This window comes from Synechococcus sp. L2F (genome assembly GCF_024345695.1).
GTDB lineage: Bacteria > Cyanobacteriota > Cyanobacteriia > PCC-6307 > Cyanobiaceae > MW101C3.
In genome coordinates this window covers 726,789-742,375 of the sequence record NZ_JAGQBP010000002.1, presented here as the reverse complement: position 1 = coordinate 742,375, position 15,587 = coordinate 726,789, and the positions used below count along the sequence as shown (strand labels likewise).

12 protein-coding genes are annotated in these 15,587 nt (G+C 69.5%); 7 read left to right on the top strand and 5 right to left on the bottom strand.

The genetic code is table 11. From position 1 onward, the window contains the following. Positions 1–65: 65 nt before the first annotated feature. Positions 66–527: a hypothetical protein gene (locus KBZ19_RS08505; RefSeq protein WP_094513741.1), complete on the bottom strand. Its 462-nt coding sequence runs from the start codon at positions 525–527 to the stop codon at positions 66–68. A gap of 152 nt (positions 528–679) precedes the next feature. On the opposite strand from KBZ19_RS08505, the gene KBZ19_RS08500 reads away from it, so the two are divergent. Genes KBZ19_RS08500 through KBZ19_RS08485 form a run of 4 tightly spaced genes read left to right on the top strand, consistent with a single transcriptional unit; the run spans position 680 to position 6,379 of the window. Beyond that, a complete protein-coding gene (locus tag KBZ19_RS08500) occupies positions 680–2,125 on the top strand; it encodes an NADP-dependent isocitrate dehydrogenase (RefSeq protein WP_094513744.1) in 1,446 nt (481 codons plus the stop codon). 46 nt (positions 2,126–2,171) lie between these two features. Further along, positions 2,172–4,199 (top strand): acyltransferase family protein, encoded by a 2,028-nt coding sequence (locus KBZ19_RS08495; RefSeq protein WP_255100588.1) that lies wholly within the window; start codon positions 2,172–2,174, stop codon positions 4,197–4,199. 5 nt (positions 4,200–4,204) lie between these two features. After that, positions 4,205–5,557: a (Fe-S)-binding protein gene (locus KBZ19_RS08490; RefSeq protein ID WP_255100587.1), complete on the top strand. Its 1,353-nt coding sequence runs from the start codon at positions 4,205–4,207 to the stop codon at positions 5,555–5,557. Positions 5,558–5,617: 60 nt separating this feature from the next. Beyond that, a complete protein-coding gene (locus tag KBZ19_RS08485) occupies positions 5,618–6,379 on the top strand; it encodes an amidohydrolase (protein ID WP_255100718.1) in 762 nt (253 codons plus the stop codon). Positions 6,380–6,600: 221 nt separating this feature from the next. Here KBZ19_RS08485 and KBZ19_RS08480 read toward each other — a convergent pair whose 3' ends face one another. Beyond that, a complete protein-coding gene (locus tag KBZ19_RS08480; protein WP_255100586.1) occupies positions 6,601–7,983 on the bottom strand; it encodes a four-carbon acid sugar kinase family protein in 1,383 nt (460 codons plus the stop codon). A gap of 14 nt (positions 7,984–7,997) precedes the next feature. Here KBZ19_RS08480 and KBZ19_RS08475 point away from each other — a divergent pair, with 14 nt between their 5' ends. Then, positions 7,998–9,203 (top strand): FAD-binding oxidoreductase, encoded by a 1,206-nt coding sequence (locus KBZ19_RS08475; RefSeq protein WP_094513758.1) that lies wholly within the window; start codon positions 7,998–8,000, stop codon positions 9,201–9,203. Here the strand turns inward: KBZ19_RS08475 and KBZ19_RS08470 are convergent. Both KBZ19_RS08470 and KBZ19_RS08465 read right to left on the bottom strand, forming a co-directional pair. Further along, positions 9,190–10,083 carry a galactose mutarotase gene (locus KBZ19_RS08470; protein WP_255100585.1) on the bottom strand — a complete coding sequence of 298 codons (894 nt, stop codon included), beginning with the start codon at positions 10,081–10,083 and terminating at the stop codon, positions 9,190–9,192. The two genes, KBZ19_RS08475 and KBZ19_RS08470, sit on opposite strands and share 14 nt — an antisense overlap. A 3-nt stretch (positions 10,084–10,086) precedes the next feature. Then, the gene (locus tag KBZ19_RS08465) at positions 10,087–10,962 is read right to left on the bottom strand and encodes an alpha/beta fold hydrolase (RefSeq protein WP_255100717.1); all 876 of its coding nucleotides are present in this window, start codon (positions 10,960–10,962) and stop codon (positions 10,087–10,089) included. A gap of 125 nt (positions 10,963–11,087) precedes the next feature. On the opposite strand from KBZ19_RS08465, the gene KBZ19_RS08460 reads away from it, so the two are divergent. Then, positions 11,088–11,384 carry a hypothetical protein gene (locus tag KBZ19_RS08460; protein ID WP_255100584.1) on the top strand — a complete coding sequence of 99 codons (297 nt, stop codon included), beginning with the start codon at positions 11,088–11,090 and terminating at the stop codon, positions 11,382–11,384. A gap of 1 nt (position 11,385) precedes the next feature. On the opposite strand, the gene KBZ19_RS08455 is transcribed toward KBZ19_RS08460, so the two are convergent. Continuing rightward, positions 11,386–12,696: a cation:proton antiporter gene (locus KBZ19_RS08455; protein WP_255100583.1), complete on the bottom strand. Its 1,311-nt coding sequence runs from the start codon at positions 12,694–12,696 to the stop codon at positions 11,386–11,388. Positions 12,697–13,088: 392 nt separating this feature from the next. On the opposite strand from KBZ19_RS08455, the gene KBZ19_RS08450 reads away from it, so the two are divergent. Then, the gene (locus tag KBZ19_RS08450; protein WP_255100582.1) at positions 13,089–15,542 is read left to right on the top strand and encodes a phosphoketolase; all 2,454 of its coding nucleotides are present in this window, start codon (positions 13,089–13,091) and stop codon (positions 15,540–15,542) included. Positions 15,543–15,587: the final 45 nt, after the last annotated feature.

Genomic DNA, 15,587 nt, shown 5'->3' with positions numbered 1-15,587 from the left:
GCCGTAGGTCGTGGCCAACAAGTTAGGGCCGTGCTGCCGGCACGGGCGGCTCAGGTTGCGAAGGGTTAAGCGGCCTCGTCGCTGGCGGCGGCGGCTGGCCCCTCGCCCAGCAGGGCGAACAGGTCGCGGCAGACGAGCCGCAGCTTCTCCGCCACCTCGGGCTGGGGCAGGTTCACCCCACTCGCTTCCCAGTCGCCCACGGTGGCGAGCCGCCACTGCTCGCCCTGGAAGGTCATGCCGCTGAGCAGCACCCCCAGCAGCCGCGGGGTACCGCCGCCACCGGCGACCGGAGCCTCGGCGAGGCGCAGCTGCATCAGCAGGCTGCGGCACTGCAGGCGGGGGCTCCAGCCGGGGAAGTGGAAGGCCAGGTCAACCGAGGCCTGCTCCTCGAAGCGGCGGGTGTCGGGGTCGTCGCGCCAGGGGGTGAGATTGGCGCGGGCATCAGGGAAATGGCGCCGGAACAGGGCGGCGGCGGAGGCGATGGCGTGGGCCATCTCCGGACTTCGGGCCAGGTCTGCCGCATTCATGGCGTTTCCCCTGAGCAGAACAGCGGATGGAACGGAACCTAGGCTCCGCGAGCCGACCCATGCTGGAGTTTCCCGAGGGAGGCTGCGCCAGCGGGCCGGCACCACGACCACGGACCGCCGTCGGTCGCGCCGTTTCCCCCCTCCTGCCGCCGATGGTGACCCTGTCCGCTCCGTCCTACGAAAAGCTCACCCCACCCGAAAACGGCACGGCGATCCGCTTCGAGAACGGCCTTCCGGTGGTGCCGTCCGACCCGATCATCCCCTTCATCCGCGGCGACGGCACCGGCGTGGACATCTGGCCCGCCACCCAGCGGGTGCTGGATGCGGCCGTGGCCAAGGCCTACGGCGGCGAGCGGCGCATCGAGTGGTTCAAGGTGTACGCCGGCGACGAGGCCTGCGAGCTCTACGGCACCTATCAATACCTGCCACAGGACACGCTCACCGCGATCGAGCAGTTCGGCGTGGCGATCAAGGGCCCGCTCACCACGCCGATCGGCGGTGGCATCCGTTCGCTGAACGTGGCCCTGCGCCAGATCTTCGACCTCTACTGCTGTGTGCGCCCCTGCCGCTACTACGAAGGCACCCCCAGCCCCCACAAGCGGCCCCAGGACCTCGATGTGGTGGTGTACCGGGAGAACACCGAAGACATCTACATGGGGATCGAGTGGGAAGCCACCGATCCGGTGTGCGTGGAGCTGATCGCCCACCTCAACGACACGGTGATTCCGGCCAACGGCAAGCTCGGCAAACGCCGCATCCCGGAGGGGGCCGGCATCGGCATCAAGCCGGTGAGCAAGGCGGGCACCCAGCGCCACGTGCGCAAGGCGATCCAGCACGCCCTGGGGCTGGAGGGCGCCAAACGCCACGTCACCCTGGTGCACAAGGGCAACATCATGAAGTTCACGGAAGGGGCCTTCCGTGACTGGGGCTACGAGCTGGCCACCAGCGAATTCCGCGACCAGTGCGTGACCGAGCGGGAAAGCTGGATCCTGGGCAACCTGGAGCGCAACCACGGCCTCAGCGTCGAAGACAACGCCCGCCTGATCGAACCCGGCTACGACAGCCTCACCCCCGAGAAGAAAGCGGCGGTGGACGCGGAAGTGAAAGGGGTGCTTGACAGCATCGGCGAGAGCCACGGCTACGGCAAGTGGAAGAGCATGGTGCTCGTCGACGACCGCATCGCCGACAGCATCTTCCAGCAGATCCAGACCCGGCCCCAGGAGTATTCGGTGCTCTGCACCCTCAACCTCAACGGCGATTACATCTCCGATGCGGCGGCGGCGGTGGTGGGCGGCCTGGGCATGGCGCCGGGGGCGAACATCGGCGACAACGCCGCCATCTTCGAAGCCACCCACGGCACCGCGCCCAAGCATGCGGGGCTGGATCGGATCAACCCGGGCTCGGTGATCCTCAGCGGCGTGATGATGCTCGAGTACATGGGCTGGCAGGAAGCGGCTGATCTGATCACTGCGGGGATCAGCGCCGCGATCGCCAATGGGGAGGTCACCTACGACCTGGCCCGGCTGATGGAACCGCGGGTGGATCCGGTGAGCTGCTCCGGCTTCGCCGAGGCGGTGGTGCGCCACTTCGGCGGCTGAAGCCCGGAGATTCCGGGCAGGGGTGCGGCCGAGGACAATCGGGGGGATGCGTGCGCCCCCCCATCAGATCGCTCGCAGAGCCGAGATCGACGGCCTCAGAGCCGTCGCCATCGTTGCCGTCATCGTCAACCACCTGAACAAGTCCCTGCTGCCGAGCGGCTATGTCGGGGTTGACGTTTTTTTTGTGATCTCCGGCTACGTGATCACCCGATCGCTGGAGCACAGGCCAACGGCCGACAGCCGCGGAGCCTTCCTGGCCGGGTTCTACCGCCGACGCATCCAGCGACTGGTCCCGGCTCTGAGCGCTTGTGTCGTCGTCACCGCCTTGCTGACCTGCCTGGTGGTTCCTGATCCGGCGGCCTCCCTGTGGACAGGGCTTCTTGCGCTGGCGGGGGCCTCGAACGTGTTCCTGCACCAGCAGGCCACCGATTACTTCGGCACCAGCGCCCAGCTCAACAGCTTCACCCAGACCTGGTTCCTGGGTGTGGATTATCAGTTTTATCTGGTGTTTCCGCTGGCTGCCTGGCAGCTCGGACTGGGCAGAGCCGGGGGAGCGGGGCGAAGGCGGTTTCGCCTGGGGATGGCCCTGGTGGCCGTGCTGTCGCTGATCCTGTTTCTGCAGATGCGGCAGGTCGATTCATCCGCCGCCTACTTCCTCACGGGGCCGAGGGTCTGGGAGTTGGCGGTCGGTTGTCTGCTGACTGCGAACGGGGAGGATCCGCAGGGGGAACCCGGACAGGCCCCCCTTCGCGACGGGCTGGCTTGGGGGGCCTTCCTGGCTCTGGTCGGCGTGACCCTGGCGCCCCAGGGTTCCAGTTCGATCCCGATGCTGGTCAGCGTGGCGGCAACCTGCGCGCTGATCCGAACCCTGCGGGGAAGTTCCTTGCTCGGCCGGCTCCTCACGTGCCCCCCGGTGCTCCGCATCGGCCAGATTTCGTACTCGCTCTACCTGTGGCACTGGAGCGTCATCGTGCTCAGCCGCTGGACGATCGGCATCCACGCCTGGAGTGTGCCGTTTCAGTTGCTGCTGATCCTGGGGCTGGCAGAACTGTCCTACCGGACGCTTGAAACCCCCTTCGGTTCGAAGCCGTGGGCCCCCACCAACCAACAGACCATCCTGATCGGAGTCGGAATCAACGCCGCCGCCGCAACCATGCTGCTGTTGCTGATCGGCGGAGGGCTCGGACCCCATCTTTATCTCGGCCAGCGGCCGGCCACGTTGTCCGAGGAACGGCGGAACCAGCGCATTGCCGGCACGACCATCACCTCAACGGCCTGTCTGATCGATCGAAACGATGTGCTCGATCGCCCTCAGATCGATGCCAAGGCCAGGACCTGCTCGGTCGAGTCCGCGCCCCAGGGCGCAGCCCAAGGTCGGACCATCTTCGTGGTCGGTGACAGCCATGCCACTGCCTTGATTCCCCTGGCCGCCGAGCTCCACCGGGAGGGCGCCGGAATCACACTGCTCACCAAAGCCGGCTGCCCGTTCCCGGCCACCGCATTCGGCCATCTGGATCCTGGCTGTGAGCGCTTCCAGGATGAGATTGCTTCCCGGATCCTCGCCACCAGCCGACCCGGAGATGGCGTTCTGATCGCGGGCTATCAGCTCAGTCACCTGGGCAGCGGCCTGCGGGCCACCCGTGACCATTTCCTGGATCGAACCGGACAGCCGGTGCGGGGCACCGAAGCGAAGACGGCGCTTTACATGAAGGCGCTGGATGCCTTTTCAGACAGGGCTGGCGCCAATGGGCTGCAGGTCGCCCTGATCGGGGCCGGTCCGAGGCTGATCGGACGGGAGCTCTGTCTGCCGGAGTGGTTCCGCCCCGCTCGATGGAGCGAGCCCTGCCTGAACACCCTGCGAGAGGATGCCACCTCCACCAGGACGATCAACGTTCAACTGAGCCGCAATCTCCCTGACCGCGTGCGCTTCATCGATCCGATGCCGTGGATCTGCCCGAAGGGCTGCTCCCTCGACGATCTGAAGTGGCAGCTGGCCGACGACGACCATCTCACCGCCGCGGCGGTTCGGCGGCTGAAGCAGCCGGTCCTGGAAGCCCTGAGCCGGGCAGACTGAGTGCCATGCCTTCTCCAGTCACCGATCCCTGCATCCACTGCGGTTTCTGCCTGCCCACCTGCGCCAGCTACCGGGTGCTGGGCACGGAGATGGATTCACCGCGGGGGCGTATCCACATGCTCAAGGCGATCAATGCCGGTGAGCTGGCGCTGGATGCCACCGTGGCGAGCCACTTCGATTCCTGCCTGGGCTGCCTCGCCTGCGTGAGCGCCTGCCCGGCCGGTGTCCGCTACGACGAACTGATCGAGGCCACCCGCCCGAAACTCAACGCCCCGGAGCTGCGCAGCGGCGGCCAGTGGGCCTTCCGCAGGCTGCTGTTCCAGTTGCTGCCCTATCCCCAGCGGCTGCGGGCCGTACTGCAGCCGCTGCGGCTCTATGCCGGCACACCACTGCAACGGCTGGCCCGGCGCAGCGGCCTCACCCGCCTGTTCGGGCCCGGGCTGGCGGCGATGGAGCGGCTGCTGCCGCCGCTGGCCGAGGAGTCGTTCACCGATCCGCTGCCGCTGGTGACCCCGGCCCAGGGCGAGCGGCGCTACCGCGTGGGCCTCGTGCTGGGCTGCGTGCAGCGGTTGTTCGAGCCGGCCGTGAACCGGGCGGCGGTGCAGGTGCTGAGCGCCAACGGCATCGAGGTGGTGATCCCGCCGGCCCAGGGCTGCTGCGGCGCCGTCACCCACCACCAGGGGGAAGAGGCCCAGACCCATGCCCTGGCCGCAGCCTTGATCGACGCCTTCGACGCCGTGATCGGCCCGGGCAAGCCGGCGGGCGCCGAACCGCTCGATGCGGTGCTGGTGGCGGCCTCCGGCTGTGGCCACACGCTCAAGGCCTACGGCCGCCTGCTGGCCGGTGATCCGGCCTGGGCCGCGCGCGGCAGCGCCTTCGGCGGCCGTGTGGCGGACATCCAGGAATTCCTGCAGCGGGTGGGGTTGAGCGAAGCGGTGCGCCAGCGGTTGCAGCCGCTGCGCCACAGCGACGGCAGCCGCGCCAGCGCCGAGCGTCCGCTGCGGCTCGCTTATCACGATGCCTGCCACATGCTGCACGGCCAGGGGCTGCGCGAACAGCCCCGGGCGCTGCTGCGCCAGATCCCTCACCTGCGGCTGCTGGAGGCCACAGAAGCGGGGGTGTGCTGCGGCAGCGCCGGTATCTACAACCTGGTGCAACCCGTGGAAGCCGCCGAGCTGGGCCGCCTCAAAGCCACCGACCTGAGCAGCACCGGCGCCGACCTGGCGGTGAGCGCCAACATCGGCTGCACGCTGCAGATCCGGCAGCATATGGAGAGCGCGCCGCGGCCGCTGGCGGTGCTGCATCCGGTGCAGCTGCTGGCCATGAGCCTGGATGGCGGATCCGACCGGCCGGCTTGAGCGGCCAGAAGCAGGGAACGGCGCAGCGGAGCGCCAGGCACCAACACGACGCGGAGCGTGATGCACCACCGCTTCGATGCTCACTTCCACATCATCGATCCAGCCTTTCCGCTGCTGCCGAACCACGGCTTTCTGCCCGAGCCCTTCACCGTCGCCGACTACCGCCGCAGCACCGAGGTCCTGGGAATCACGGCAGGGGCGGTGGTATCAGGCTCCTTCCAGGGTTTCGGTCAACGCCATCTGCTCAGTGCCCTGCAGCAACTGGGCCCTGGCTTCGTGGGTGTGATCCAGCTGTCGGCCCAGGCCACCGATGCGGAGATCCTCGCGCTCAACGCCAGGGGCGTGCGGGCCGTGCGCTTCAACCTGCGGCGTGGGGGCTCAGAACGCGTGCAGCACCTGGAGGCGCTGGCGCTGCGCCTGCATGCGCTGGTGGGCTGGCCTGTGGAGCTGTATGTGGAGTCGCGTGAGCTGGCGGCCCTGCAGCCGTTGCTGCGGCGGCTGCCGGCGGTGAGCATCGATCACCTCGGCCTCTCGCGCGACGGCTTTGCCACGCTGCTGCAGCTCGCCGAGCAGGGCGTGCGCGTGAAAGCCAGCGGCTTCTCCCGGGTGGAGCTGCCGGTGGCCGAGGCCCTGGGCGCCCTGCACGCCGCCAATCCCCAGGCCCTGATGTTCGGCACCGACCTGCCGTCCACGCGGGCGCCGCGGCCGTTCCACCCCAGCGACCTCACCCTGCTGATCGACACCCTGGGCGAGCCGGCAGCACAGAAGGTCCTGTGGAGCAATGCGGCCTCCTTCTACCGGCTGCCCGCGCCATCGGTCTGAACTCAGCCTCACCTCAGCGCCAAACACCACACCCGGGTTCCAAACAGCAACCTTCAGGCTTCCTGGTTCCTGGTTCCTGGCACAACATGGCCAGGGAGCCCGCTCCCCAAGCCAGTGCCCCCTGCTGCCCGTCTGCTGGCCGTCGCCAACGCCCTGCTGAACCTGGCGTCAGCGGAGGTGGCCGCCGATGCGCGGCAGGCGGCAGCTGGTGATGCAGGCGATCACTGCTCCATCTGCTCCCAGGCCTGCAGCAGCGTGTCCGCCTGGCCCAGATTGCCGGGAAAGGTGAGCACCGGCAGCAGCGGCGCGGTTTCGTGCTCCGCGCCCGTGCGCAGCATCGACAGCCCAGGCAGCAGCTGACCCTCCAGCCGCACCTGGCTGAGGCCCAGCCCTTCGGCCAGCAGGGTCTGGCTGGTGATGCCCCCCTTGCTGATCAGGTACCCCAGCTGCGGCGCCAGCGCGCCCCCCAGCCGGGCCATCGCCGCCGCCAGGGCCAGGCCCAGCCGCCGCCGCTCCTCGGCATGGCGGCAGACCAGCTCCCCCCGGCTGGTGAACAGCACCGGGGTGCGGCCGCTGGCCAGCACGGCGCGCAGCTGTGCCAGCCAGGCCGCTTCCAGTGAGGGCAGCAAATGGTCGGGCAGGGGGCCTTCCAGCACCCGCGCCACACGGGCCACCGGGATCTCCACGCCTACGCAACCCGGCGCCGCCAGCAACCGCTCCAACTGGGCATCGGCCAGCGGCACGTGCGATCCCACCAGCACCAGCCCCGGCAGGGGGCCCGAGGCCGCGCGCCGGCGCAGGCCGGCCAGGGCCGCCGGGTTCAGGGGCTGCGGCGGCAAGTCCACCAGGGCGTTCAGCAGGCTGGCGGCCGACTGGAACAGCAGCCGCAGCGGCCGTTGGCCCGCCGGGGGCTGCACCACGGCGCGCACCGCCTCTCCCAGCACCTGCAGCTGCTGCGGACGCTCCGCATCCACCACCATCCAGGGGTTACCCGACAGCCCGCGCAACCGCTGGATCAACACCTCACGGCCGGCCGGCACCAGTTCGTCCAGGCCGATCTGCTGCACCGCCGCGGCCAGCAGCCGCCCGCCGCTCTTCTCGGCCAGCCAGTCACGCAGCACGCTGGTGCCGTAGCCGAAGCGGCGATCACGGGCAAAGGGCGTGCGATGCACCGGCTCGCCGTGCAGCAGATGGCAGCCCCCCACCGTGGTGCGCCCCCCTTCCAGGAAGGCGGGCACCAGCAGGGTGGCGTCGAAGGGGCCCAGCTCCGCGGCGATCAGCTCCGCCTCCAGCGGCGTGTGCCCCCGCAGGGTGGAGTCGCCACGGCTCACCACCAGCCAGCGATCGATGCCGGCCGCCGCCAGCGCCGGCCGCAGCGCCCGGCAGATCTGGCGCACCCGATCGGCCGCCGGCTCCGGCTCCAGGGCACGGGTGTCGGTGAGCAGGAACAGCAGCGGCGACGGGTCGCGCAGGGCGCTCAGCAGGGTGTCCGGATCCCAGCGGAGCAGCAGCAGGCAGCCATGCACCGTCTGCGAACCGGTGGGATCGTCGTCGAAAACGACCACCTGGAACGGGGGCGCGGGTGGGGGGGGCGGGGCGGCCATGGCACCATCGTGCCGTGATCACTCCCGCGTCCCACGAGCTGCCCGACCTCGTGCGGCAGCTGCATGCCGCCGGCACGCCGTGGCTGCCTGCCGGCACGGGCAGCCGCCTGGGCTGGGGCCCGCCGGTGCGGCACACCGACACGGTGCTGAGCGTGGCGCGCCTGAACCGCCTGCTCGACCACGCCAGCGGGGATTTCACCGTGACCGTGGAAGCAGGGCTGCCGCTGCGTGAGCTGCAGGAGGCCCTGCGCGCGCGCAACCAGTGGCTCGCCGTCGACTGGCCCTGGGGCACAGGCGCCAACGGCGAAGGGGCCGGCAGCGTGGGCGGGCTTGTGGCACGGGGGCTCGGCGGCGGCCTGCGCCAGCGCTACCTGGGTGTGCGCGATCAGGTGATCGGCATCGGCCTGCTGCGCGCCGATGGTGTGGCCGCCCACGCCGGCGGCCGGGTGGTGAAGAACGTGGCCGGCTACGACCTGATGCGCCTGTTCACGGGCAGCTGGGGCGCGCTCGGCCTGATCACCGAACTCACCCTGCGCACCTTCCCGCTGCCGCCGCAACGGCGCGGGCTGCTGGTGCAGGGTCCGCTGGAGGGGCTGGAGCGCCTGCGCCAGTGGCTGCTGCGCTCCAGCCTCACCCCCGAACTGATCGACTGGTGGAGCAGTGCCCTGGCGGAGCAGGCCGGAGCCGAAGCCCAGCCTGCCCTGCTGCTGGCCCTGGCCAGTGTGAGCAGCGAGGCCCTGGACGACCAGCTCGTCACCCTGCGCGCCCAGGCCGACAGCCACGCGCTCAAGGGGCTGCCGCTCGATCCCGAACGGCTGGAGGCCCTGCGCGTGCTGGGGCTCGGCGGCCAGCAGCCGCAACCGGTATCCGGCGCAGACGAGCCGCTCTGGCTGCTGCGGCCGGGCGTGCTGCCCAGCCACACCGCGGCGCTGCTGGCGGATCGCTCCGTCGCCGGCCTGCCGCTGGCCCTGGGGGCCGGCAGCGGCCTCGGCTATGCGTGGTCGGCGGCGGCGGCCTTGCCGGCCTACCGGGTGGAAGCGCTGCGGCGCCGCTGCCAGGAGCTGGGCGGCCAGCTCACGGTGCTGCAGCAACCCAGCGGCAGCACGGTGCCCGCCTGGGAGGACGCCCCTGCCGTGGCGATGATCCAGGCGGTCAAGCGCCAGTTCGACCCCAGGCAGCAACTGGCCCGCGGGCGCCTGCCGGGCGTCAGAGCGGCCTGAGCACGTAGCGACTCTGCAGCGTGCAGCTCGCGCCGACTGCCACCTCCAGCCGCCGGTCGCCGCTCACCAGGGCGCCGCGTGGGCCGGTCCAGGGCTCCAGGCACACCATCGGCCGGGGCGGATCGGTCCACACCACGGCCAGGTCAAAGGGGGCGAAGGGTTGCAGCTCCAGCACCAGCCCGGCAGCCGGATCCACCAGCCGCACCGGCCCCTCGGGCCGCGCCAGCAGGTCCACCCCAGCGGCCAGCGGCGCGAGTGTGGCGGCGGTGTCCGCCTCCGCCATCACCTGATGGTTGAAGCAGCGCTCCGGCAGCCCTTCCAGGTGCACCGCCGCGTTGCCGCCGTCTGGCGCCGGCAGCGCCGACACATTGAAATAGGGGTGCAGGCCGAAGCTGAAGGGCAGCGGCCGGCGGCCGCTGTTCTCCAGCACCGCCGTGATCGCCAGGGCAGCAGGCTCAAGGCGCAGCTGCAGCCGCAGGCAGAAAGGGAACGGAAAGGCCGCCAGGGTGGCAGGGCTGTCGCGCAGCTCGAGTTCCACCCCCGCCTCCTGGGGCAGGGCGCGCAGCTGCCAGGGCAGATCCCGGGCGAAGCCGTGCTGACGCAGGGTGAAGCTGCCCTCCGGCAACGGCAACTGATCGCCCGGCAGGTTGCCGCAGATCGGGAACAGCACCGGCATTCCCCCCCGCACCGAGAGGGCGGGATCGGCAAAACGCTCCGCATCGAGATACAGCAGCTCGCGGCCATTGCAACGCCAGCCGGTGAGCAGGCCGCCCCGCTCAGGCACCAGGCGCAGCAGGTCGGGGCTGCCCGGAGCGTCGGAGTTGCCCGGAGCGCTGTACTCCCAGTGGGGATAGGGAAGGGTTCGTTGCAGGAGGGGCATGGCTCAGGCGCTCGGCAGGCCGGCCACCCACTCCAGCAGGGCGGCGTTCACCTGATCGGGCACCTCATCGTGGGGGCAGTGGCCGGCGTCGAGCACCACCTCGGCGGTGCCGGCGGGGGCGTGGCGCTGGAAGGCGGCGCGGCGGCCCACGGCATTGATCCAGGGGTCGCGGATGCCCCAGAGCAGGAGGAGCGGGGCGGTGAGGGCGGCGAACAGCTCATCGAGCGGCTGACCGCTCGGGATGTCGAACACGGTGCGGAACACCCCGAAAGCGCCCGGGTCGCGTGAGGGGCGCAGGATCGATTCCACCAGCGCCTCATCGACGTTGGTGCGATCGATGTACACCTGATGGAGGGTGCGGCGGATCGTGGAGCGGCGGCGCAGGTTTTCGAACAGCAGCCGCTGCAGCACCGGGCTGCGCAGCAGCGCTCCCCCGATCGTGCGCCGCGCGATCGCCCCCCAGCCCTGGGGAGGCGCCTGCTCGTCGCTGAAGGGGCCGGCCGCATTGATCAGCACCACACCGGCGGCGTCGGGGCCCAGCGCCACGCCGGCGGCCAGCACGGCGAAACCGCCGAGGGAATTGCCCACCAGCACGGTGGGGCGGCCGATGCGTTCGTGCACGTAGGCGGCCAGCTGGTCGCGCCAGAGGGCCCCGCCGTAACGCAGCTCGCCGGGCTTGGCACTGCGGCCGAAGCCGAGCAGGTCGATGGCATGCACCTCGTGCCGTGCCGCCAGGGCCGGAATGTTGTAGCGCCAGTGATCGGTGGAAGCACCGAAGCCGTGCACCAGCAGGAAGGCCGGCCCCACCGGCTCTGCGGGGGCGGCCCGCACCGCGTGCACGGCATGGCCCAGGTAGGTCCAGGGCTGCGCGCAGGGAATGGCGGGGGAAGGGGTAGCCGGCACCACGGCGGTGTCGGGCTCTGCGCTGGGTGCTGCGCTTGAAGGGATCACCGGAAGCCTGCCGCGGTGGCCGATGCTAGGGAGCAGTTTGAGCGGCCCGCTCCGTGCGCGACTGGACCAGCCTGCTGTCGGGGGGGGCGCTGTGGGCGCTGGCGCTCTACCTGCCGCTGACGGTGCCGCTGGCGCGCTTCGAGGAAGCACTGGCCGACGGGCCGCTGAACGAAGGCCTGCGCCAGCTGGCCCTGGTGGTGAGCAGCCTGCTGCTGGCCCTGGTTGTGGGGGGAATCACCCAGCTGGGTCTGAGCTGGGCGCTCAGCCCGAGCTGGGCGGCCAGCCTCGGGCTGATGGCGGTGCTGGCCGGAGCCTTCTGGGGGCTGGCCAGCCGCCGCGATTCCGAGTGAGTCAGGCCGGCTGTTCGGCCGGTGCTTCCTTGCCTCCGAGCACCAGGCGCAGCAGCAGCGGCGCCAGGAAAGTGGTGCCGATCACCATGATCAGGATGGCGGCCTCCAGCGCAGGGTTGAGCAGCTTGGCCTGGGTGCCGAGGCCGAGGAAGATCAGGCCCACTTCGCCGCGGGGCATCATCCCCAGACCCACCACCAGCCGGTTGGTTTTCTCCTTGCTGAGGTAGCTCCAGCCGGACACCAGCTTGCCGAGGATCGCCACAGTGAGCAGGAAGGCGGCCACCACCAGGCCTTCGCGGTTGCTGGGGTCCATCGGGTTGAGCACCGACAGGTCCATGCTCGTGCCGATCAGCACGAAGAAGATGGTGGCGAACAGGGCCACCAGCGGCTTCACCGTGTCCTGGATCAGATGGGTGTGCTTGGAGCTGCTCAGGATCAGGCCGGCGGCGAAGGCACCGAGGGCCGCTTCGAGGCCGATGGCCTGGGCCGCGAAGCAGCAGAGGCAGAGCACCACGAAGGAGGCCACCACCACTTCACCGGGGGCCTTGAGCTGGTCCAGCACCCAGTCGAACAGCGGGGCAGCCGTGCGGCTGAGGAACAGGGATGCCGCCACGAACACCGCCGCGGCCACCAGCAGCTTGATGATCGGGCCGATCTCGAGAGCGCCGCCACCGGCCAGGGCCACCACCACCGCCAGGATCACGATGCCGAGGATGTCGTCGAGCACGGCGGCGCCGATCACGATCTGACCTTCCTTGGTGCGCAGATATTTGAGTTCGCCGAACACACTCGCGGTGATGCCGATGCTGGTGGCGGTCATCGCCGCACCCGCAAACACCGCCGGGATCAATGGCAGATGGAAGAAATAGAGGAGTCCGAGCGTGCCGAGCGCGAAGGGCACCACCACGCCGGTCACGGCCACGGTGCTGGCCTGCAGGCCCACCGCCACCAGCTCATCGAGTTCACTCTCGAGGCCGGTGAGGAACAACAGCGCGAACAGGCCGAGCGTGGCGAGCGATTCCAGGTTCGGGAACGTGGAGTTGTAGATCGACTGCACCACGTCGGGAGTGACATCCGACAGTGAGCTGACCAGATTCAGCAGCGTGCCGTTCAGCTGCGCTCCGGTTTCGGGGGGAAGGATGAAATGGAGGCCGGAGAAGCCGATCAGCACACCGGCCAGCAGCTCGCCGAGGATCGTGGGGAGCTGCAAGCGCACCATCACTTCGGCGAGCGCACGGGCCGCCACGAAGATCAGCAGGATCCGCCCCACCGAGATCAAGGTGGAAGCCACCTCCATCTCATGGGAGCCCATCTGGAGCAACAACTGAGGAACAGACGAGATCATTGGTGTGGAGGTCGTTCCCCAGCGGGGAGCAGCAAAGTGCGTTGGACCTTAATGGGAATCCTGCTGAGCTGACTGAAAACCGAGCCGACGGATTGCAGCGTTCGGCCCCGCAAGGGGGCGGTGGGAGTGCGCCTGGGCGAAACCGCGAAGGGCGAGCGCAGCGGCGGCCCCGGCGGCTGCGCGGGGGTGAGGGAACGCCCATCCAGGGGCGAGCGGCCTTGCGGCCACGGCGGTGCTTGAACAGCCTGTCCGTGAGCAGGGACGGCCCGCGTGCTGCAGCCGACCGTCCTGGCTCCGCACCGTGCCTACGGTTCCGGGTGCTCCCCGAGCCCGCTCTACGCCCTTCGCCACCCGCTCCCATGACGATCACCTCGGCCAGCAGCGCTGGCCAGACCCAGGAGACAGGGACACAGGCCCCGCTTGACGCCGTCGAACTGCAGCGGCTGGATGCCTGGTGGCGCGCCGCCAACTACCTGGCGGTGGGAATGATCTACCTGCAGGCCAACCCGCTGCTGCGCGAGCCGCTCAAGCACGAGCACATCAAGAACCGGCTGCTGGGGCACTGGGGCTCCAGCCCGGGCCAGGCGTTCATCTGGGCCCACGCCAACCGCCTGATCCGCGCCCACGATCTGGAGATGATCTACCTGTCGGGGCCAGGCCATGGCGCCCCCGGCGTGCTGGGCCCCACCTACCTCGACGGCAGCTACAGCGAGATCTATCCCGACAAGTCCCAGGACGCCCAAGGGCTGCGCAGCTTCTTCAAGCAGTTCTCCTTTCCCGGCCACATCGGCAGCCACTGCACCCCGGAAACCCCCGGCTCGATCCATGAGGGCGGCGAGCTCGGCTACGTGCTCTCGCACGCCTGCGGCGCCGTCTTCGACAACCCCGAGCTGATCGCCCTGGCCTGCGTGGGGGATGGCGAGGCCGAAACCGGCCCGCTGGCCACCTCCTGGCACATCAACAAGTTCCTCAACCCGGTCAGCGATGGCGCCGTGCTGCCGGTGCTGCACCTCAACGGCTACAAGATCGCCAACCCCACGCTGCTGGCCCGCATCAGCCGCGACGAGCTGGAAAGCCTGATGCGCGGCTACGGCTGGACGCCCTTGTTCGTGGAAGGGCATGAGCCGGCGGCCATGCACCAGGCGATGGCCGCCGCCATGGATGAGGCGGTGGACCGGATCCTGAGCGCCCGCGCCCAGGCGCGCCAGAGCGGCGAAGCGTTCCGGCCCGCCTGGCCGATGATCGTGCTGCGCTCACCCAAGGGCTGGACCGGCCCCACCGAGCTGAACGGCAAGAAGCTGGAGGGCTTCTGGCGGTCGCACCAGGTGCCCCTGCCGGCCCCCAACAAGGACCCCGAGCAGCTGCAGATGCTGGAGAGCTGGCTGCGCAGCTATCGGCCTGAGGAGCTGTTCGATGAAAGCGGCACCTTGATGGCCGAACTCAGGGCCCTCTCTCCCACGGGCCAGCGGCGCATGGGCTCCAGCCCCCATGCCAATGGCGGTCTGCTGCGCCGCAAGCTGCGCCTGCCGCCGATGGAGGCCTACGAGGTGCCGGTGGATCACCCCGGTCAGCGGGAGCATGAGAACACGGCGCCGCTGGGCGAGCTGCTGCGCGACACCATCGCCCGCAACCCGGACAGCATGCGCGTGTTCGGCCCCGACGAGACCGCCTCCAACCGACTGCAGGCGATCTACGAGGTGAGCAAGAAGGTGTGGATGGAGGACATCCTTCCGGAAGACAGCGGCGGCAGCGAACTGGCCCGCAACGGCCGGGTGGTGGAGATGCTCTCGGAGCACACCCTGGTGGGAATGATGGAGGGCTACCTGCTCACCGGCCGAAATGGCCTGTTCCACACCTACGAGGCCTTCGCCCATGTGATCGCCTCGATGTTCAACCAGCACGCCAAGTGGCTGGAATCGTGCATTCACCACGCCCCCTGGCGGGCGCCGATCGCCCCCTGGAACTGCCTGATCTCCTCCACCGTGTGGCGCCAGGATCACAACGGCTTCACCCACCAGGATCCCGGCTTCATCGACCTGGCCGGCAACAAGAGCGGTGAGGTGGTGCGGGTGTATCTGCCGGCCGATGCCAACTGCCTGCTGGCGGTGGCGGAGGAGGCGTTCCTGGAGCCCAACGTCTGCAACGTGATCGTCTCCGACAAACAGAAGCACCTGCAGTACTTCACCCTGGAGCAGGCGCGGCGCCATGTGGCCAAGGGGATCGGCATCGTCTCCTGGGCCAGCAACGACGATGACGGCACCGCACCGGATGAACCTGATGTGGTGATGGCCTGCGCCGGTGACATCCCCAGCAAGGAAACGCTGGCGGCGGTGGAGATCCTGCGCCATCAGATTCCCACTCTCAAGATCCGCGTGATCAACGTGGTGAAGCTGTTCGCCCTCACCAAGCCCAGCGAGCACCCGCACGGGCTCTCCGACCGCGACTTCGACAGCCTGTTCACAACGGACAAGCCCGTGCTGTTCAACTTCCACGGCTATCCCTGGCTGATTCACCGGCTCACCTATCACCGCAGCAACCACGGCAACATGCACGTGCGGGGCTACAAGGAGAAGGGCAACATCAACACGCCGCTGGAACTGGCGATGAACAACCAGATCGACCGCTTCAATCTGGTGATCGACGTGATCGACCGGGTGCCCTCGCTGGGATCACGGGCCGCCCACGTCAAGGAGAGGATGAAGGAGGAAATCCTGCGGCACCGCGCCTACGCCCACATCCACGGCATGGACACCCCCGAGGTGACCAACTGGCGCTGGAGCCTTCCGGCCCCGTCAGTAGCGCCCGGCGCCTGAACCAGCGCCTTCTCTCCTCTCCCGCGCCCCTTACCCGCCCCACTC